Source organism: Parvularcula sp. IMCC14364 (assembly GCF_030758415.1).
GTDB lineage: Bacteria > Pseudomonadota > Alphaproteobacteria > Caulobacterales > Parvularculaceae > Aquisalinus.
Genome location: NZ_CP132334.1, coordinates 2,917,923 through 2,936,887, shown reverse-complemented (window position 1 = coordinate 2,936,887; position 18,965 = coordinate 2,917,923). Strand labels below are relative to the sequence as shown.

Below are 18,965 nucleotides of genomic sequence, written 5' to 3'. Positions count from 1 at the left end.
GCCAAGCGTTTGATGGGCTTTTCCCGGCGGCACTTTGCCCTATAAACAGGCGTCATGCCGATAAAAATCTTCGCGATAGATATTCAGGACGAGGCCGCGATGGTCCGGTGCGGGAAACAGCTGGCGCAGCTTCTGCAAGCCGGAGATGTCGTGCGCCTGTGCGGTACCCTGGGGGCCGGCAAGACGGTTCTTGCGCGCTCGGTCATTCAGGAAATTCACCCGCAGGAAACAGATGTGCCCAGCCCTACTTTTCCGCTGGTTCAGTTTTATGAGCATGAGAGCCTGCCGATCTGGCATTTTGATCTTTATCGCCTCGAAAACCCGGATGACGTCTGGGAGCTTGGTCTGGAAGAGGCGCTTGAGATGGGCGTCAGTCTGATTGAGTGGCCGCAGAAAGCCGGCGCTGCCTTGCCGGATGAGGCTCTGACGGTAGAGATTGATCTGCTGGAAAATGGTGTGCGCCGGTTGGGCTTTTTTGTTGACGCGAATGCTCATACGCAATGGTCAGAGAGAATGGCCGTATGGGTCGGGGAGTACAGTAAAGCAGATGTCTGACCGGCAGAATGTAATAGAGAATTTTCTGGCAAGCACTGGCTGGCAGGATGCGCAGCGCCTGTCCCTCACGGCAGACGCATCAACCAGAACCTATCTGCGCCTTACGCGAAACGGCGAAACAGCTCTGCTCATGGATGCGCCGCCTGTAGCGGAGACAGCCTCGTGTCCGCAGGGTGCCACAGAGGAAGAGCGAAAGGCCCTTGGCTATAACGCCGAGGCGCGCCTTGCAGGCCCCAATCTCCATGCCTTTGTAGAGATAGCGCGTATGCTGCGTAAAACAGGCCTTTGTGCGCCCGAAATCTTCGCGCATGATGCCTCTGTCGGACTGGCGTTGATTGAGGACCTTGGAGATAATCTTTATACACATCATTCAATATCTCCGCAGGCTGAGAGCGAAGCATATGCTGTTGCAGTCGCGGCGCTGGCGCATTTGCATCAGGCGGAACTGGCATGGCCGAATACGCCAGACTATTGTGTGCAGGACTATGATGCCCTTGCCATGATGGCGGAAGTCACACTTCTGCCGGAGTGGTATCTGCCGTTTTCAACAGGTATCGCTCTCAGCGATGAGAATAGCCAAGAGTATATCAGTATCTGGCGGGCGTTATTACAGGGGGTCAGTGCGCCATCTGTTTTTGTAATGCGGGACTATCACGCTGAAAACCTGCTCTGGCTTGACAATAAGGCAGGGATAAGACGCGCGGGCATTATTGATTTTCAGGACGGATTGAAGGGACAACCTGCCTATGACCTCGTTTCGCTGATAGAGGATGCCCGCCGTGATGTAAGCGAGGTATTGGCGGTAGACTTGAAAGATCAGTACATAAATCATATGCGCAATGCCGATTCTGCTTTCGATGTGGCCGGCTTTGAGCGTGACTATGCAATACTGGCCGCCCAGCGGAACGCCAAAATTCTCGGCATTTTTGCCCGGCTTGTGCAGCGTGATGGCAAGCCGAAATATAAAGCCCTTTTACCAAGGGTAGAGGATCATTTCCGAAGCGATATTGCACGATCCGGCCTTGAGCCATTGCGGGAATGGGTGCAGTTGAACCTGCCCGGTCTGGGGGCATCATGACACTCAGTATAGATACAGCAATGGTTCTTGCGGCGGGTCTTGGCAGGCGGATGAGGCCTCTGACAGACACTATGCCGAAGCCGATGGTGCCTGTGCTCGGCAAGCCGTTGATAGACTATGCGCTGGATCGTTTTGCGTGCGGAGGCATCGATAACGCGATTGTTAATGTCCACTATTTTGCTGATCAGATTGAGCAGCATCTTGAGGCGCGCGAGAGCCCGGCTATCCGCATTTCAGACGAGCGTGGTGAGTTGCTGGAGACTGGTGGCGCCTTGCTGAAGGCGTTGCCCTTGCTTGAAAGTGATAAGCCTTTCTTCTGTACAAATACGGATGCTATTCTTCTTGATGTCGATGAAGAGGCCTGTGCCAGTCTTGTGGCTGCTTGGCGCGACAACGAGATGGATGCTTTGCTGTTATTATGTCCGGTTGCGCGCGCCAGTGGCTATGATGGCAACGGTGATTTCATCATGGGGGAGGATGGTCGGCTTGTCTGGCCTGACGCTTCCGCTTCAGCTGGCCAGAAAAAAGTGCTTGTATTTACAGGCCTGCAAATTCTGCATCCGCGTCTATTTCAGGATGAACCTCTGCGGTGTGTTTCAACCAAGGCCTTCTGGGACAAGGCTATGGCGCAGGGGCGTCTGTTCGGGTGTCCGTATGATGGCTGGTGGATGCATGTGGGAGACCCGCAGGGGGTGAAGCAGGCAGAAGAGTTATTGCAATCTGCTGAGCAAGGTCAGATGAATGACAGATAGTGCGCATCCCTTTGCTGATCTCTTGCAAGAGGGTTTGCCCAATCTTTTCACAATACCGTCCGGTCAGCCATTTCTGACAACCATCGCTGCTGATTTGCTGCGGCGCTACGCGCATGACCCATTGCGCCTTTCTGATGTCACAATATATCTGCCAACACGGCGGGCAGTGCGTGCTTTGATGGATGCTTTTTTGCAGGTGCGCCTTTCCGAAGGGGCTGCTGTGCTGTTGCCGTCGATCCGTACGCTTGGGGATATTGACGAAGAAGCCATAGCACCCGCTGAGATGCTGGCGCTGGCAAATGACCTGCCGCCACCCATGTCCGCCATGCGTCGACGATTTTCGCTTGCGCAGTTTGTTCTGAGGGCGGCAGAGAATGGCGAGGTCGCTCAATCCGGCTGGGATATGGCGTTGGCCAGCGCAGATGAACTTTCAGGTTTGCTGGATTCGTTCTATGCGGAGGATATCTCCTTCGAGGCTTTGCAGAGCCTTGTGCCAGAACAGCATGCAGAGCACTGGGACAAGACATTGCGGTTTCTCAAAATCGTGTCTGAGCACTGGCCAGCCTACCTTCAGGCGCACAAAGCAGCAGATCCTGCAGCGTATCGCCGGGACCTGATAGAGGCCTATAGATGCTCTATCGATCCCGATATTGGTGGGACACCATCACTTCACCCTGTCATCATTGCGGGGTCAACCGGCTCCATGCCTGCAGTGGCGCGTCTGATGCGCACTGTCGCCGCATCGCCACAAGGGTTTGTAATATTACCGGGACTTGATCTGGAAACGGAAGATGCAGCCTGGGAGCAGATTGAAGACCCGCATCCGCAGGCTGGGTTGAAGCATTTGCTGGATGTTCATTTTCGTGAATTCGAGCGTTCTTCCGTGCGCTTATGGCCCGGATGTGAAAAGTCAGCTGCTGACAGGCAAAAGCTGCTGTCTTTGGTGCTCCGTCCGGCAGAAGCGACGGCAGACTGGTTGGCGCGGCTTGAGTCTTTTCAATCGCGGGCAAGCCTTAGCGCGGCGCTTGATGGTATCTCTCTGATCGAGGCGGATACGTCTTACGCAGAAGCTAAGGCGATTGCCATCGCCATGCGGGAGACCTTGAACACGCCGGATCGAACCGCGATACTGGTAACGCCTGATCGTGAACTTGCGCGGCGCACCTCGCTGGTTCTTGAGCGCTGGGGCATACGTGTGGATGATTCCGCCGGTGTGCCTTTTGCCAATACGGCGTGTGGGAATTTCTTGCGACTTGTAGCGACATGGTTGGCCGACCCTTCACGCCCGGCAAATATTCTGGCCCTTTTGAAGCATCCATTATGCCGGGCAGGTTTCCAGAAGGCGCAGTGGGAAGAAATGGTTTCCACACTTGATCTGGTTCTGCGCGGTTTACGGCCTGGCCCCGGTTTTGTGGGGCTGCGCGCCCGTTGTGCCGGCGGGCCTGAATGGGATGCATTGAGCGGTCCTGAACAGACAGGTCAGGAGCAGACACCACCTTCTGCAAGCGCCGATATGCTGGTGCCGTTATTGGACCGTCTTGAAGAAGTCAGCGCGCTTGTTGATCCCTCAAGCCAATGCGGCAGGGAGCTGTTGACGGCTCATTTAAGGGTCGCAGAACAGCTTGCGGCGGATGATCTGCCCACGGATTCAACAAGGCTCTGGTCGGGTGTTGACGGAGAGGCTGGCGCTTCATTGATGCGGACCCTTTATGAAAATGCTGACCTGATGCCAGCGCTTTCGCTGACTCAATATGCCGAAGCGTTCCCTGCAATGATAGCTGGCACACCTGTCCGGCAAAAAGGCCGGGGTCATCCGCGCCTGCAGATACTGGGGCCGCTGGAAGCGCGGTTACAGTATGCTGATCTCATCATTCTTGGCGGTTTGAATGAAGCGAGCTGGCCGGACGAGGCAAAAACAGACTCCTTCCTCTCGCGCCCTATGCGGGCCGCAATCGGCCTGCCTTCTCCTGAGCGGCGTATTGGTCTGTCTGCCCATGACTTTGCCCAAGGCGCTGGCAGTGCTAATGTCATGCTGACACGATCTCGCCAGAAGGGGCGTGCACCAACAAAGCCGTCACGATGGCTGGTGCGACTTAAAAATATTCTTACTGCGACGCAAAGCCTAATGTCAGTTGATCGAACGGCTGACTTTCGTGCATGGGACAAGGCGCTGGATGCAACGGGCCCGATTAAAGCCTATGCGCCGCCAGAGCCATGTCCGCCAGTGGAGGCGCGGCCTGACACTTTGCCCGTCACGGCAATCGAAAAACTGCTGCGTGATCCCTACAGCATATTTGCCCGCTACATTCTACGCTTAAGGAACCTTGAGGGGTTTGATCTTGATCCGGATCGCGCGGTGCGCGGGCGTTTTTATCACAGTCTGTTTGCGAGGTTTGCCCAGGACTATCCGGACAAAATGCCGACTGACCCTCAATTTGTCTTGCGGGAATATGCCCAAGCGCTGTTCGCACGAGCAAATGTCGGGGAAGAAACGCAAGTCTTCTGGCAGGCCAGGATGGAAGAGAGTTTCACCTGGTTCGCAGATTTTCACGCAACAACATTGCAGCTTGGCAAGCCCCTTATCATTGAGGGGCGTGGCAGCTACAGCTTTACCGAGAGCGATCGGGCCTACAAGATTACCGCGCGTGCCGATCGCATAGATCAGTATGATGACGGTACTTTCATCTACGATTACAAGACGGGCAAGCTGCCAAGCCTCAAGCAGGAAGGGACGTTCAGTCCACAGCTTCAACTGACGGGCCTCATTATGCAAAAGGGTGGCTTCGATACTCAGCCATCAGGATCAGTAGCTGGTTATGCTTTCCTGAAAGTGCTGGGCGATGTAGGCGCCAGGACGCAGGTTCTGGGTGAGGAGGCGAGAGAAAACATTCTACAGTCTGAGGAAAATTTGCGAGCGCTACTGAAGCATTATGACAATATTTCAGAGCCCTATCGTTCACAGCCGAGGCCATTTTATCGAGACGATTATGGTGATTACGACCATCTGGCCCGTCGCCCTGAATGGGCCGCAGAAAGCGCTGAGGGAGCTGGCGAATGAGTGAGCTTTCCGTCTACGATGAAACAGTGGCAAAGCAGCGTATCGCTTCTGATCCGGACCTTTCTGCGTTCGTTGCTGCCAATGCAGGCGCTGGAAAGACCAAGGTGTTGACTGACCGGGTGATGCGATTACTGCTCACGGGTACGGCGCCTACTAAAATTCTCTGCATCACTTTCACGAAAGCCGCTGCCGCAGAAATGGCGGAGCGACTGTTCAAACGTCTGGGGCAATGGGCCTTGATGGATGATGCTGCTTTGGCGCAGGAGCTGGAAGCGCTTGACCAGAAAAGTGAACGGTCTGCAGACGAACTTTCCAGAGCACGACGGCTGTTCGCAAGAGCCCTTGAGACGCCGGGTGGATTGAAAATCCAAACCATCCATTCTTTCTGTGAGTCTTTACTAAGACGTTTCCCGATAGAGGCAGGCGTTGTGCCCGGCTTTGCTGTGATGGAAGAATCAGAAGCAGCGCTTTTGCTTCGGCAAATACTCGACAAGGAAGTTGTCAGTATTTGGCGGGAGGGTGGGGAAGGTTGCCAGCAGTTTTTTGCTCTTGGAAAGCGCATGGATGAGCAAAAAATCAGGGACCACGTGATTGCACTGGTCTCCAGGTTGCCAGCTGTGAGCCAAGCGGTGGAAGCTGCTGGCGGCTTCACGGAGTACTGGTCACGTATGGCGACTTTGCTGGATGTGCCGGAGAATGTCTCAGCCGGACAGCTGGAAGCGGCATTTCTTGACCAGATAGACTGGGTCTGGCTGGAAGGGGCCTATTCGGCATTGCTGGCGGGAAGCAAGAGAGATGTGGAACGGGCGGCGGCGCTGCGGTGCTTTCTGGATGCGGACGAGAGCGAGAAAATAGATTGCGCGCGAAGCCTTTATTTGCAGGCTGACGGGATATCACCGTTGAAGACACTATCCACAAAGACGGCGCAAAAGCATTTGTCTGATATTGAGGAGAAAATGAAGGATCAGCAGGCCTTGCTTCTTGCACTGACGGATAACTTGCGTGGCCTGGAAATTTTTCATGCCACTCAGTTCCTGCATCAACTTGCTGAAACGGTTGGGAGAAAATACAGTACACGCAAGGCCCAGAAGGGGCTGCTTGATTTTGATGACTTGATCCGCAAAACAGCAGGCCTCTTTACCCGAACGACGTCTGCATGGGTCATGTATAAGCTGGATCAGGGCCTGGATCATATTCTGCTGGATGAGGCGCAGGATACCAGTGAAGTTCAATGGCAGGTTGTCATGGAGCCATTACATGAGTTCTTTTCTGGGGAGGGGGCGCGAGAAGAAAACCGTACAGCTTTCGTGGTGGGCGATGGCAAGCAGTCCATTTATTCCTTTCAAGGAGCAGATGTTGAATTATTCACCCGTCATCAGGGCATTATCAGTGACCTTGTGACCCGCGCTGGCAAGCCTTTTGAGTTTTGTGATCTGGCGCTTTCCTTTCGTTCAGCGCCGCCCGTCCTTGGGTTTGTGGATGCCGTATTCGATGTAGAAAGGGCAGAGGCTGCCGCCAGGGGGGTCTCGGAGGAAGCAAATTTGAAGCATCATTCCAATCGGCAGGGCGCGGGCGGCCTTGTCGAGCTCTGGCCACTTGTCGAAAAACAGGAAACGGACAAAGGTAACCCGTGGGATGCGCCCGTTGACATGCCTGATCCGGACAGTCCGGAAACAGTGCTTGCCCGGAGCATATCGAAGACGATCAGAAACTGGCTCGACAGCAAGGAAATTCTTTCCTCTCGCGGCCGACCCATACGCCCCGGCGACATCATGATCCTGTGCAAACGGCGTGGTCCAGTGTTTCAGGAAATTGTCCGGGCATTGACTCGGGATGACGTACCAACGGCAGGCGCGGACAGGCTGTTGTTAAAGGATCATATTGCCGTTCTGGATCTGATGTCTGTGTTACGCTTCACGCTTCAGACGGCAGATGATTTGAGCCTGGCTGAGGCTCTTAAAAGTCCGTTGTTCAACTTTACCGATGACGATCTTTTTAATCTCGGGCATGGGCGTGCCCGCCATGTGACACTTTGGACCAGCCTTTGTCATGAGGCAGTGGCAAGACCGGACGGACCCTATGCCAGAGCAGTCGACCTGCTGACCCAGGCCCGCAATCTTGGCCTGAAGGCAGGGCCTATAGCACTGTTCCAGTTTTTACTGGAAAGCGGTCAACCTTCAGGGTGGCAGCGGTTTCACAGTCGCCTTGGTCCTGGCGCGCGCGAGGTGATTGAAGAGTTTCTGGACGAAGCATTGGGATATGAGCAGAATAATCCACGCAGTCTGCAGGGCTTTCTGCAGCATTATGATACGCTTGAGGGCGACCTGAAGCGTGAGATGGAGGGTGGTGACGATCTTGTTCGCATAATGACGGTGCATGGTTCAAAGGGCCTTGAGGCGGATATTGTTTTTATCGCCGATGCAACCTATCCGGATGGTTTCAAGACAGGACCTTTTTTGCCGCTCGTGGAACGCGCCCCGCAGGGGCAAGATCTCCCGATGGAGGGGTATCTTGCTTTCAGTACCAGCAAGAAACATGATAATGCATCCGTTCAGGATGCCCGGCAATATGCCGAAATGCTTGAGGCGGAGGAATACCGGCGTCAGTTCTATGTTGCCATGACGAGGGCCCGTGACAGGTTATACATCTGCGGGAAACTTCCCGGCAGACGCAACAAGGAAAAACTGCTGGGCAAGGGCCTTGGTGTCGCCAGCTGGTATGCGCTGGCCCTGAATGGCTTTGCCACGCTTGAAGCGCGAGGGGAGGCGGTTACACGGCACGCGGCGTCTTGGGGAGGTGATATTCTCCGATATGAAATGAAACAGACAGCTGCACCTGATGTCGACAAACAGAAGCAGGGCACTGATACTGCGCCTGTGCCAGCGTGGCTCCATGTGCCGGTGGCGGAGGAGACGCCGCCTGCGCGATTGCAGCCGTCAAGGCTGGGAGATCTTGAGGCGGATGAATTGATTTTGCCGAGTGAATCAGTGGCAGAAGCGCCTGTTTTTGCACCTGTCCAACCACAGTCCGCAGGGCCCTCAGCCTATACCCGCGGTAACGCCTTGCATCTTTTGCTGGAAAGATTGCCAGGTGTTGAGCCTTCTGCCCGGCGTGAAGTTGGCCTTGCCTTGTTGCAGAAGCATTATAGTGACATACCGGAAACTCTCTACCCGGAATGGGTGTCTGAAGTGCTGATGGTGCTACAGGATCAGGGTTTTGCTGATGTATTCGGGCCAGGATCAAGAGCCGAAGTGCCGCTGGCCGGAACCGTGTCGACACTTGGTGGTCAGAAGACTGTTTCTGGACAGATTGATCGCCTGATTATCTGTCAAGATCACATCAGGATTATCGATTACAAGACCAACAGGCCGCCACCGCAATCCGTCGAGGGGATCCCTTTCGCCTATCTTGCCCAGCTCAGCCTTTACCGGGCGCTGCTCCAACAAGCCTATCCGGCGCACCGGGTTGATTGCGCGCTCCTCTGGACCTGGCAGGCCAGACTCATGCCCGTACCAAATGACATGCTTGATCACGCATTTGTGCAGATCACAGGGCAGGCTGCCTGAGGCAATGTCTTGATTGAGTCGGGCGGTTGCTTATGTTGGTTTCAGGGAAAATCGTAAAGGAGCCAACCATGGCGATCATAAATGTAACAGATGACAGTTTTGACGCAGACGTGTTGAAATCCTCAGAGCCGGTTCTTGTCGACTTCTGGGCGACCTGGTGTGGCCCGTGCCGGCAAATTGCACCCGCGCTTGAGGAAATCGCTGGTGAACTTGATGGCAAACTGACAATCGCCAAGATTGATATTGATGACAATCCCAACACTCCTGGACAGTTCGGTGTGCGCGGTGTGCCAACGCTGATGATCTTCAAGGGCGGCGAAGCGGTTGCCACATCTGTCGGCGCCAAGCCGAAGAGTGATCTTTTGGCCTGGGTCAATCAGACGATTTCAGCGGCTGCCTGAATTTGAAAAGTCAAATTTTCTTATTAAAGCCAGCATTGCGCGGGCTTTTTTGGTATGCCTTGTCCTGAAGGTCGGCCTTATCCTTCAGGCTGGCTTAATAATATTAAGGGTAACGGTTTTGAAAGTGATCATTGACAATCTATGGAGTGAGGCCGCATCACGCCGGGTCTCCAACCAATTATGTCGGGAATAATATGACCATTTATCTGCACAAGGGCGATCTGCCGGACGATGTTAAATTTGAAGGCTCTGTCGCGGTCGACAGTGAGACGATGGGACTCAACCCGCATCGCGACAATTTATGTGTCGTGCAGCTTTCCGCCGGGGATGGTGACGCACATCTGGTCCAGTTGGACAGAAAAAATTATGATGCGCCGAACCTGAAACGATTGTTGCAGGATGAGCAGATTCTGAAGATCTTCCATTTTGCCCGCTTCGATGTGGCCGTTTTTTCTGCCTATCTCGGGGTCAATACAACCCCGGTGTACTGCACCAAAATTGCGTCGAAACTGTGCCGGACCTATACGGATAAACATGGGCTGAAGGATGTCTGCCGCGAGCTTGGCGGCATTGACCTCTCCAAACAGCAGCAATCATCCGACTGGGGGGCTGAAAACCTGACCGATGCCCAGAAAAACTATGCGGCAGCTGATGTATTGTATCTGCACCTTATCAAGGAAAAGCTGGACGCCATGTTGGCGCGAGAGGGGCGGCTTGATCTGGCATCAGCCTGTTTTTCTTTTCTTCCTTACCGTGCGCAGCTTGATCTTGATGGCTGGCCGGAGCAGGACATATTCGCGCATTCGTGACTTGAATGCCGCTGGGCTGTCATAATTTATGGATAATAAACGATTATTAGCTTTTTCGGCTTGTAACAAAATGCAATAACCCGTGAAGAGGTGCCAGCCCCGCACCGACTCCAGTAAAAAGGCTCAAGATCCGGCGATGGTCATGGCAACACAGACAAGTCTGACAGATGCAAAGCGCAAAAAGCGTGTGCGGCAGCACAGCCGTTTTGTGCGGGCTACCCGACTGTCCCTCCCTGTTGTTATTGCCGGTATTGTGGCAGCGTATGTTGTCACAGCGACCCCCCATACAGTAGATCATACATTTGTTGACCAGTTCCAAAATCTGGACGCAGCCACGGATGACCTGCGTATGGAGCAGCCTCGTTTTATTAATGAAGACAAACAGGGGCGACCTTATGAGGTCAAGGCGGGTGCAGCAGTGCAAAACCCGGCTATTCCGGACTTTATCTCTTTGGAAAACCCTGAGGCTCTCAAGGCGCTCGGGGAAATAGATCAGTCGCTCGTCACCGCAAGAACAGGACTTTACAGTCTGGGCAACAAGACCATCAAGCTGGATTCGGAAGTTGAATTCAAGCAAGGTCTCGGTGATCAGGAGATCGTTCTGAATATGGATGCTGCTGAAGTGCGGCTGGAAGACCGGACCGTCCATTCTGATGTGAATGTCTATGGTGAAAACCAGAATGGCAGTATCAGTGCAGAAGGCATGACCGCCTTTGAAGAGGAAGGACGAACTGTCTTTTATAATGCGCGCATGGTGATCGCTCCGAAGGGTGAAACAAAAAAACTGCGCAGTGGTGAACCAGAAGAGACGGCGGAAACGGGGGAAGACGTAACGCCTGACACGTGATATTGCCTATTTGAACAAGTATCATTTTGCCGGATTTTCCTAAGATGCAGAAACCAGGAATGAAAAAAATACTCCCCGCCATCATGGCCATGATGATTGCCATGGGCATCAACACGGCAAACGGACAGTTGAATGCCGGGTCGGATGCACCAATTGATATCACTGGCGATCAGTTCGAAGCTTTCCGCGACAAGGACTATGTGGTTTGGACTGGCGATGTGCAGGTGGTGCAGGGGGAAGCAATTCTGACGGCGCCGCGACTGACAATTTTTGGCGTTGAGAGTGGTAATCTGCAACGCATTAATGCCGAAGGCGGCATCCGATACACAAACGGTGCCGAAGCAATCTCCAGTCGGGATGCAGTTTATTCAGCCGATGATGAAACCGTGATTTTCACTGGCGATGTGGTGGTTGTCCAGGGTGAGCAGGTTTTAACCGGTGGCAGGCTTGTTTATTACACTCAGACCGGGCAGTTAAACTTCACGTCTGCCGGTGCTGACAGGGTACGCGGCATTTTCATTACCGAAGACTGATGCCTTGCGAGTGAAGAACCGACATTGTTGAAAAACCCGGACATTCAGGATCGAGCTGCTGACATTGTGCGAAATGTGCCCGTCAAGGAACGGGCGCAGAATAACAAACGCGCAGGTCTGGTCGCAGAAGGACTCGAAAAGACCTATCGGCGTCGCCCTGTGGTCCATGGTGCCAGCGTTTCCGTTCAGCGTGGCGAGGTCGTCGGATTGCTGGGGCCAAATGGTGCTGGCAAGACAACATGCTTTTATATGGTGACAGGGCTGATACCTGTTGATGCCGGTGAAATCTGGATTGACGGGTTCAATGTCACCCGGTTGCCGATGTATCAACGGGCAAAACTTGGCATCGGCTACTTGCCGCAGGAAGCATCGATTTTCCGTGGCTTGACGGTAGAGCAGAACCTTCTCGCTGTTGTTGAGCTGGTATATCAAAAAAAACAGGAGCGGCAGGCTGTTGTAGATCGCCTTCTGTCTGAGTTCAAAATCGAGCATCTGCGCACGGCATCTGCCGTGTCCCTGTCAGGTGGGGAGCGGCGGCGGCTTGAAATCGCCCGTGCACTCGCAACGGGCCCGGAATTCATGCTGCTGGATGAACCCTTTGCCGGTATTGACCCATTGGCAATCAGCGACATCCGCGAGCTCGTCGCTGATCTGAAGAACCGCGGCATCGGGGTGCTGATTACGGATCATAATGTGCGTGAAACCCTCGAGATCATTGACCGGGCTTATATCATCCACCAGGGCGAAGTGCTGGCAGAAGGCACCTCCGAGGAAATTATTGGTAACCCTGATGTGCGCCGCGTTTATCTTGGAGAAACCTTCGCGCTGTAGACTGTGACCCACAAATAAAAACTCTTTGGGGTAAATGTGGGAGTTACGGTGTGAGTATATCGCATAAACTGGAAATGAAGCAGGGCCAGCAGCTGGTCATGACGCCGCAATTGCAGCAGGCGATCAAGCTGTTGCAACTGACCAATCTGGAATTGCAGGAATATGTCGAAAGCCAGCTTCTGGAGAATCCTTTTCTCGAACGCGACGAGCGTGCCAGCCAACCGGAGCGTGGCGATGGGTCTTCCGCGCCCAAAGGAGCCGAGGGTGACAAACATGAAGGCGAACAGCCTCTTTCTCTGACAGAGCAGTCTTCGCCCAAGGATGCAGCAGGCTCTCTCGATACGGATTATGAAAACCTAGACCCTGGCGCGTCCCGCGCAGAAAAATACGAGTCCATGAAAGCTGATAACAGCAGCTCCGACTGGTCTTCCGTGAAGCCGTCACGGGCTTATGATCTGTCCGATCTCGACATGGATGCGAACCTGACGCGGGTCAAATCACTGCAGGAGCATCTCACAGAGCAGCTTCATCTGGCGCTCAGGAATGAGATGCAACTGATGATCGGCAGCTACCTCATCGACCTGATTGATGAGGGTGGATATTTGCGGGATACAACTGAAGAAGTTGCAGAACGCCTTGGCACTTCCGATGCCGAAGTTGTTGCAGTTCTTGATGTTATTCACGGGTTTGAGCCGGCAGGTGTTGGCGCGCGCAACCTGTCAGAATGTCTCAGACTTCAGCTGAAAGAATTGAACCGGCTGGATGAGCGCATGGATGTGTTTCTGGAATATCTCCATCTTCTCGGCGCATCTGATTTGCCGGGGCTAAAAAAGGCTACCGGCTTTAATGAAGAAGAACTGCAGGAGATGATCGCTGAGGTCCGTTCACTGACACCCAAGCCTGGTTTGGCCTATGGCTCGGAAACTGTTCAGGTCGTGGTCCCGGATGTTTTCGTAGGTCAGGCTGAAGATGGTGGCTGGAAAATCGAGCTTAACTCCGAAACCCTGCCCCGGGTCATCGCCAATCAGAAATATTTTGCCAAGCTTACCTCTACGTGTGCGCAGGATGATGAGAAAAGTTACATTACTGAACAGATGTCCAATGCCAGCTGGCTGGTCAAAAGTCTCGATCAGCGGGCGAGAACGATCCTGAAAGTATCATCGGAAATTGTTCGCCAGCAGGACGCATTCTTCATCCATGGCGTCAAATATCTGAAACCACTCAATCTCAAGGTTGTCGCAGATGCAATCGGCATGCACGAATCGACCGTTTCCCGGGTAACCTCAGGCAAATATATGGCCACGTCGCGTGGTAGCTTCGAGCTGAAATATTTCTTCACTTCGGCCATTGCGGCAACGACTGGCGACGTCACTCACTCTGCTGAGTCCGTCCGCCATCGCATCAGGGAATTGATTGAAGCTGAAAAGGCCCAGGCAATCCTCTCTGACGACAGAATTGTGGAACTTTTGAAAGTTGAAAATATTGATATTGCGCGGCGCACGGTTGCCAAATATCGTGAGGCCATGCATATCCCCTCGTCTGTCCAGCGGCGGCGCCTCAAGCAGAGAGCTATATAGCCAGCCCGACGGACACAAACGCTCTGATACAGGCAAGTAACTTTTGTATCGGGCTGCTATTAACAGAGGAATTCCTTATGGAAGTTCAGATTACCGGCAAAGGTATTGATCTAGGCGCTGCGTTGCAGACGCATGTGGAAGACCGCATCTCGGCGAGTGTACATAAATATTTTGAGCGCTCTGCCGAAGCACAGGTGACATTCGCGCGCGATGGATCCAGCATCCGCTGCGAGGCGACGACACACCTGGCATCTGGCGTTTTTCTGGTTGCTCAGGGCGATGCGCATGATGCTTACGGTGCTTTTGATGAAGCGCTTGAGAAGTTGGAAAAGCGCGTGCGACGTTATAAACGCCGGCTCAAGAACCATCATGCCAATGGCAAAGACCCGTTACCGGCAGAAAATGCCCCAAGCTATATTCTCAAGCCACTTGAGGCCGATGAGGACGGGGACAGCCCGATTGAAGACGACCCAAGTCCAGTGGTTGTGGCTGAGAGTACGACAAAGTTGCGGGAAATGACCGTTGGCGCAGCTGTGTTGCAGCTTGATCTGGCGGAGGAACCGGTTCTGGTTTTCCGAAATGCGGCACATGGCAATATCAGCGTGGTATATCGCCGCTCTGACGGCAATGTCGGCTGGATTGACAGCGGAAAGTAATTTGAATAACGCCAGCCGCTGACAAACAGGTCTTTTCTGACATCGGAAAAGTGATCGTACCCCCCCTTTATATCAACGGGCACTGGTCATATATGTCGCCCCTTGGCACTGGCAGGCTTTTTGAACTGAGGAATTGTATGAGTGATCTCGGTAATCTGCTGACCCCTAAAGGGGTCGTTGTAAATGCGCAGGCAAACTGCAAGCGTGAAGCTCTGTCCCTATTGGCTGAAAAGAGCGGCGAACTTGCCGGTATTGCCAGCGAAAAAATCCTAAGTGTTCTGCAGGAACGTGAGAAACTGGGCTCAACGGGCGTCGGTGGTGGCATCGCCATCCCGCATGGCAAGGTCAAGGGGATCAACGACATGCTTGGCGTGTTGGCCCTGTTGAAGAAACCGGTTGATTTCGATGCGGTTGACGACGAGCCAGTCGATCTTCTGTTCCTGTTGCTTGCCCCTGAAGAAGCTAACGCCATGCATTTGAAGACTCTCTCTCGCGTGGCGCGTCTCATGCGTAATGATGAAGTTCGTGCCGCCATGCGGGGCGCCAGCTCATCAGACGCCCTCTATGCGATTGCCATGGAGCGCGAGAGATCGCGCGCGGCCTGAATTTTCCTGATTGAATTAGTGGACGCTGACCGGCGTCATTTCGTTCTGTCTTGCTGCGGCGAAAGCCAGATCGCGGTTGCCCATGAGCGCAATGCGCGCGCCGTCGGCAGCGTGCAGAGCATAGAGCACGGTCTCAGCAGGAATTTCTACGTCGAATTCCTCGCCGTCAGTGAGATCATCCATCACATCAGCAGCAATGACAGGCCTCACATAGACAAGGTTTTTGCCGCCAAGGCGGGCAAATTCCTTGCCGTCAGGTGCAGTGTTGCTGGTCGTGCTGTCTTTTGAATTTATCATGGATCTCAAGAGTTCCTGTCTGCATCGAAAATTCTGTTCGTCGATAATGAAGAGACGTAGTGCTTAACCAGTCATCTTCAAATATGTTCCGCCATCAGTATACCGGCGAAAGTCTATTAAAGCGTAAAGCCCAAGCTATTATATCTGACGGCTCGCTGCTTTCTTTGGGTATGATATACTATAACATATCATAGAGTAACTTTATCACATTTCAAGCGTGAGTTGTTCACAGGAGCGCGATACCTATCAGCGCGAGACCGAGGATGAGCCTGTAGACAACAAAGGGTGTGAAGCTGATGTGGCGGGTCATTTTCATGAATAAGTGAATGGTTGCAAAGGCGGCCACAAATGAAAGGCCTATTGCGATAGAAGCATCTCGTATATTGGCCTGCGCCCCGTCTGCGGCAAGTTGCAGCCCTGCCAGTAACCCGAATGCCAGAATAGTCGGGATGGACAGAAGCATGGAAAAGCGCGCGGCCTCTGTGCGGGAATATCCGAGGAAGCGGGCGGCGGTTATGGTCATGCCAGAGCGACTGCTGCCCGGTATCAGAGCAATAGCCTGCGCGCATCCAATGCTCAGGACGGCTTTCCAGGTGAACTCGGCATTCTCTGGTTCGGTGACTGGTTTTCTGTCTGAAATCCACAGTACGACGCCAAAGACGATACTGGCGATGCCGATCACCACCATGCTGCGCAGGTGATCAATCAGGCCGGTAAAATAGATGATGGGCGCGATCAGCATGATTGGCACCGTCGCAGCGGCGATTGTCAGAAAAAGACGCCTGTTGGGGCTTTCGTGCCAGCGCAGGGTATCTATGCCGCCCAGAAAGAGCTGGCCGGTTTCCTTGCGAAAATAGAGCATCACCGCGCCGAGCGATCCCACATGAACAGCCACATCTATCAACGGGCCCTGATCTTTCCACGAGGGGACGGCTTCTGGCACAAGTATTAGGTGGGCTGAAGATGATACCGGAATGAATTCTGTGATGCCCTGCACGATCGCAAGAATAATGAGTTGAAGAAGCGGCATTGATAAATCCTGTTGAGCAACGCACCGATCTGATAAAATTCAGACATTAATGAGCCGCTGATACCTTTTTTCGGTATTTATACGGCAGGATGTTTACAGAAAGTTTGCCGTTGGGGCAGGAAGGCCTCTATACTTAATGCAACTGTCAAGATGTCCGCCGAAAGGATATGCCCCATGAGATTGTTCTCCTTGCTAGCAAGCCTGCTGATAGTATCTGCCTGCGGGTCGATAACACAGCCAGGCCCGGTCGCCACGCCCTCACAACCTGACCTTCAGGTGGTCACAGATGATGTAAAAGAATACACGCTCGGGGCAGGAGACAAACTCAGGCTGATCGTTTTTGGCGAGGATGACCTGTCCGGTGAATTTCTCGTAGATGGCAGCGGGATTGTTTCACTGCCGCTGGTTGGGGAAATTTCCGTCGAAGGTAAGACTGTGCGGGAATTTCAGCGCTCCGTCGAGACTTCCCTTCGTGATGGCTATCTAAATGACCCACGGGTGAGTGCAGAAGTGCTGAACTTCAGGCCCTTCTATATTCTGGGTGAGGTGAACAGCCCCGGCACCTATCCTTATAGCGACAGCCTCACTGTTCTGAATGCTGTTGCCGTGGCGGAAGGCTTCACCTACCGCGCCAATCAGCGCGTGGTATTTATCCGCCGCGATGGAGAAACAACCGAGCAACAATATCCGCTCAGCTCCACGACTTCAGTGCGTCCGGGAGACACGATCCGTATCGCAGAGCGCATTTTCTAGGAAAAATACCCGCCCTGGCTGAACTCAACCGTCAGAATTCGCTAAGGGGTTGATTCGCTTGAAAAAACCAGAGTTAACCAATGCTTATCTTCTGGCTGTTAAGCATATCCTGCAATACGCTCATCGCCAAGGACACCCTTTTTGGGTTTTCTGCGGCCTGGGCAACAGGATAGTTTGCAGACAAACGGGGACTGCGCATGTTTGAATTGAAAAAAGTACTGACAGTAACGCTGTCACTGGGAGCACTGGGCGTTTGCGATATCGCCGCAGCGCAGGACTCACTTTTTGCAAGGGATCGTAACACCAGCGTCCTGCAACGGGAGCGGCCGGAATACGCGCCACAAGGCGTGCGTGCAGGCAGCTTCATTGTAAGGCCTCGCGTTGATCTGAGCCTCGGCTACACAGACAATACATTCGCGATTGACCCGGACATCAATGCCCAGTTCGGCGAGCAGGAAGATTTTTACTTCGTCATGCGCCCGAGTGTGCAGGCTGAAAGCAACTGGAACCGTCATTCACTGGTCACCGGTGCTTACGTCGAGGCTTATGAGCATGTGGATATTGATGAAGCCAACGCGCTCAATGCCGGTATCTTTGCGGATGCAGTAATTGATGTGTCACGCACAACGGCGATCGAACTGGGCGGCGCATACGACAAACTGGTTGAAAGCCGGAAGGTTTCGACAGCTGACATTTTTGATGACCCGATCGATTACAAACGTGGTGAGGTCTATGCCGGTCTGCGTCAGGAATTCGGCCGCATACGTTACCGCGGTCGCCTGTCCTATGCGGATTATGATTATGATGACGCGTTCTCTCTCGTCAGCAATACCAATGTCGATCAGGACTTCCGTGATCTCGAAGAAACATCCGTCCTTCTTCAGGCTGGCTATGCGGTAACGCGCGATGCGTCTGTATTTATCCGCAGCACTTTCCGCCAGCGCAACTATCCGACATTGACACCTGGTGGTCTTAATCGGGACTCTGAAGGATATACAGTTTCAGCCGGCGTCGACTTTGACGTTACACGTCTGGTGCGCGGCTCCATTGCTCTTGGATATCTCGAAGAAGAGTTTGATGATCCTGCCCTGCAGACCATTGATGGCCTGAGCATTGATGCCGGTCTGGAATGGTTCCCGACAGAGCTGACGACGGTTGGCCTCTCGGCCTCACGAGAAGTGCGCGCGTCACCATTGCTGGCTGATGCCGCGTTCCTGACGAACGAAATTGTACTCGGTGTGGATCATGAACTGGCGCGTAATATTATTGTTTCTGCGTCAGCCGGATATGCTCTTGATGACTATGAGAATCTGGATCGTGAAGATGAGCGCTATGCCCTGCAACTGGCGGGCACATATCTGATTAACCAGCTCCTGTCTGCCAAACTGGAATACACTTATGAAGAGCAGGAGTCTGATGGCACGACACCTGGTCTGTTTGCCAAGGATTATTCTACGAACGAACTTCTGCTGACGCTCACAGCTGAGCGCTAGACATCAGAAATTCGCGTAAATGGCGAAAAAACTACTGAAATGCGCGCCAGACTGGCGCGCATTTTGCGTATTTGGAAACCTCTATGCCGTAATATGGCCAAGAAGCTGATAGCCAGTTAGACTA

17 protein-coding genes are annotated in these 18,965 nt (G+C 53.4%); 15 read left to right on the top strand and 2 right to left on the bottom strand.

The genetic code is table 11. From position 1 onward, the window contains the following. Positions 1 to 54: 54 nt before the first annotated feature. From tsaE to RAL90_RS13630, 13 genes are all read left to right on the top strand, one after another. On the top strand, positions 55 to 555 hold the full coding sequence (gene tsaE, locus RAL90_RS13690; RefSeq protein WP_306251573.1) for a tRNA (adenosine(37)-N6)-threonylcarbamoyltransferase complex ATPase subunit type 1 TsaE: 501 nt from the start codon (positions 55 to 57) through the stop codon (positions 553 to 555). Further along, positions 548 to 1,633 carry an aminoglycoside phosphotransferase family protein gene (locus RAL90_RS13685; protein ID WP_306251571.1) on the top strand — a complete coding sequence of 362 codons (1,086 nt, stop codon included), beginning with the start codon at positions 548 to 550 and terminating at the stop codon, positions 1,631 to 1,633. Before tsaE ends, RAL90_RS13685 begins: the two co-directional genes overlap by 8 nt. Next, complete coding sequence (locus RAL90_RS13680) at positions 1,630 to 2,385, top strand: nucleotidyltransferase family protein (RefSeq protein WP_306251569.1); 756 nt, start codon at positions 1,630 to 1,632, stop codon at positions 2,383 to 2,385. The genes RAL90_RS13685 and RAL90_RS13680 overlap by 4 nt, the downstream gene beginning before the upstream one ends. Beyond that, complete coding sequence (gene addB, locus RAL90_RS13675; protein WP_306251567.1) at positions 2,375 to 5,443, top strand: double-strand break repair protein AddB; 3,069 nt, start codon at positions 2,375 to 2,377, stop codon at positions 5,441 to 5,443. The genes RAL90_RS13680 and addB overlap by 11 nt, the downstream gene beginning before the upstream one ends. Next, the gene (addA, locus tag RAL90_RS13670; RefSeq protein ID WP_306251565.1) at positions 5,440 to 9,009 is read left to right on the top strand and encodes a double-strand break repair helicase AddA; all 3,570 of its coding nucleotides are present in this window, start codon (positions 5,440 to 5,442) and stop codon (positions 9,007 to 9,009) included. Before addB ends, addA begins: the two co-directional genes overlap by 4 nt. 68 nt (positions 9,010 to 9,077) lie before the next feature. Then, complete coding sequence (gene trxA / locus RAL90_RS13665; RefSeq protein WP_306251563.1) at positions 9,078 to 9,410, top strand: thioredoxin; 333 nt, start codon at positions 9,078 to 9,080, stop codon at positions 9,408 to 9,410. A gap of 194 nt (positions 9,411 to 9,604) precedes the next feature. Then, positions 9,605 to 10,219 (top strand): ribonuclease D, encoded by a 615-nt coding sequence (locus tag RAL90_RS13660; protein ID WP_306251562.1) that lies wholly within the window; start codon positions 9,605 to 9,607, stop codon positions 10,217 to 10,219. A 142-nt stretch (positions 10,220 to 10,361) separates the two neighbouring features. After that, entirely contained in the window at positions 10,362 to 11,066 is a 705-nt protein-coding gene (gene lptC, locus RAL90_RS13655; protein ID WP_306251560.1) for an LPS export ABC transporter periplasmic protein LptC, read from the top strand. A 59-nt stretch (positions 11,067 to 11,125) separates the two neighbouring features. Beyond that, the gene (locus tag RAL90_RS13650; protein ID WP_306251558.1) at positions 11,126 to 11,599 is read left to right on the top strand and encodes an LptA/OstA family protein; all 474 of its coding nucleotides are present in this window, start codon (positions 11,126 to 11,128) and stop codon (positions 11,597 to 11,599) included. A gap of 63 nt (positions 11,600 to 11,662) precedes the next feature. After that, positions 11,663 to 12,430, top strand: coding sequence for an LPS export ABC transporter ATP-binding protein (gene lptB, locus RAL90_RS13645; protein WP_372340481.1), 768 nt, complete (start codon positions 11,663 to 11,665; stop codon positions 12,428 to 12,430). 50 nt (positions 12,431 to 12,480) lie between these two features. Further along, positions 12,481 to 14,007: an RNA polymerase factor sigma-54 gene (gene rpoN, locus RAL90_RS13640; RefSeq protein WP_306251556.1), complete on the top strand. Its 1,527-nt coding sequence runs from the start codon at positions 12,481 to 12,483 to the stop codon at positions 14,005 to 14,007. Positions 14,008 to 14,084: 77 nt separating this feature from the next. Continuing rightward, positions 14,085 to 14,663: a ribosome hibernation-promoting factor, HPF/YfiA family gene (gene hpf, locus RAL90_RS13635; protein WP_306251554.1), complete on the top strand. Its 579-nt coding sequence runs from the start codon at positions 14,085 to 14,087 to the stop codon at positions 14,661 to 14,663. A 137-nt stretch (positions 14,664 to 14,800) separates the two neighbouring features. Then, positions 14,801 to 15,268: a PTS sugar transporter subunit IIA gene (locus RAL90_RS13630; protein ID WP_306251553.1), complete on the top strand. Its 468-nt coding sequence runs from the start codon at positions 14,801 to 14,803 to the stop codon at positions 15,266 to 15,268. A gap of 15 nt (positions 15,269 to 15,283) precedes the next feature. Here the strand turns inward: RAL90_RS13630 and RAL90_RS13625 are convergent, their stop codons facing one another. Both RAL90_RS13625 and RAL90_RS13620 read right to left on the bottom strand, forming a co-directional pair. Beyond that, positions 15,284 to 15,565, bottom strand: a complete 282-nt coding sequence (locus tag RAL90_RS13625) for a DUF1150 domain-containing protein (RefSeq protein WP_306251551.1) — start codon at positions 15,563 to 15,565, stop codon at positions 15,284 to 15,286. A 226-nt stretch (positions 15,566 to 15,791) separates the two neighbouring features. Then, a complete protein-coding gene (locus tag RAL90_RS13620; RefSeq protein ID WP_306251549.1) occupies positions 15,792 to 16,595 on the bottom strand; it encodes an undecaprenyl-diphosphate phosphatase in 804 nt (267 codons plus the stop codon). Between the two features lie 174 nt (positions 16,596 to 16,769). Between RAL90_RS13620 and RAL90_RS13615 the strand changes: the two genes are divergently transcribed. Next, on the top strand, positions 16,770 to 17,348 hold the full coding sequence (locus tag RAL90_RS13615) for a polysaccharide biosynthesis/export family protein (RefSeq protein ID WP_306251547.1): 579 nt from the start codon (positions 16,770 to 16,772) through the stop codon (positions 17,346 to 17,348). A gap of 197 nt (positions 17,349 to 17,545) precedes the next feature. After that, positions 17,546 to 18,841, top strand: coding sequence for an outer membrane beta-barrel protein (locus RAL90_RS13610; protein WP_306251545.1), 1,296 nt, complete (start codon positions 17,546 to 17,548; stop codon positions 18,839 to 18,841). The last annotated feature ends 124 nt before the right edge of the window (positions 18,842 to 18,965 follow it).

Coding starts and splice junctions, on each gene's coding strand:
- hpf (WP_306251554.1), top strand. CDS start 14,085: ATGGAAGTTCAGATTACCGGCAAAGGTATTGATCTAGGCGCTGCGTTG.
- RAL90_RS13625 (WP_306251551.1), bottom strand. CDS start 15,565: ATGATAAATTCAAAAGACAGCACGACCAGCAACACTGCACCTGACGGC.
- addA (WP_306251565.1), top strand. CDS start 5,440: ATGAGTGAGCTTTCCGTCTACGATGAAACAGTGGCAAAGCAGCGTATC.
- lptC (WP_306251560.1), top strand. CDS start 10,362: ATGGCAACACAGACAAGTCTGACAGATGCAAAGCGCAAAAAGCGTGTG.
- RAL90_RS13650 (WP_306251558.1), top strand. CDS start 11,126: ATGAAAAAAATACTCCCCGCCATCATGGCCATGATGATTGCCATGGGC.
- trxA (WP_306251563.1), top strand. CDS start 9,078: ATGGCGATCATAAATGTAACAGATGACAGTTTTGACGCAGACGTGTTG.
- RAL90_RS13680 (WP_306251569.1), top strand. CDS start 1,630: ATGACACTCAGTATAGATACAGCAATGGTTCTTGCGGCGGGTCTTGGC.
- tsaE (WP_306251573.1), top strand. CDS start 55: ATGCCGATAAAAATCTTCGCGATAGATATTCAGGACGAGGCCGCGATG.
- RAL90_RS13685 (WP_306251571.1), top strand. CDS start 548: ATGTCTGACCGGCAGAATGTAATAGAGAATTTTCTGGCAAGCACTGGC.
- RAL90_RS13610 (WP_306251545.1), top strand. CDS start 17,546: ATGTTTGAATTGAAAAAAGTACTGACAGTAACGCTGTCACTGGGAGCA.
- RAL90_RS13615 (WP_306251547.1), top strand. CDS start 16,770: ATGAGATTGTTCTCCTTGCTAGCAAGCCTGCTGATAGTATCTGCCTGC.
- RAL90_RS13620 (WP_306251549.1), bottom strand. CDS start 16,595: ATGCCGCTTCTTCAACTCATTATTCTTGCGATCGTGCAGGGCATCACA.
- RAL90_RS13660 (WP_306251562.1), top strand. CDS start 9,605: ATGACCATTTATCTGCACAAGGGCGATCTGCCGGACGATGTTAAATTT.
- RAL90_RS13630 (WP_306251553.1), top strand. CDS start 14,801: ATGAGTGATCTCGGTAATCTGCTGACCCCTAAAGGGGTCGTTGTAAAT.
- addB (WP_306251567.1), top strand. CDS start 2,375: ATGACAGATAGTGCGCATCCCTTTGCTGATCTCTTGCAAGAGGGTTTG.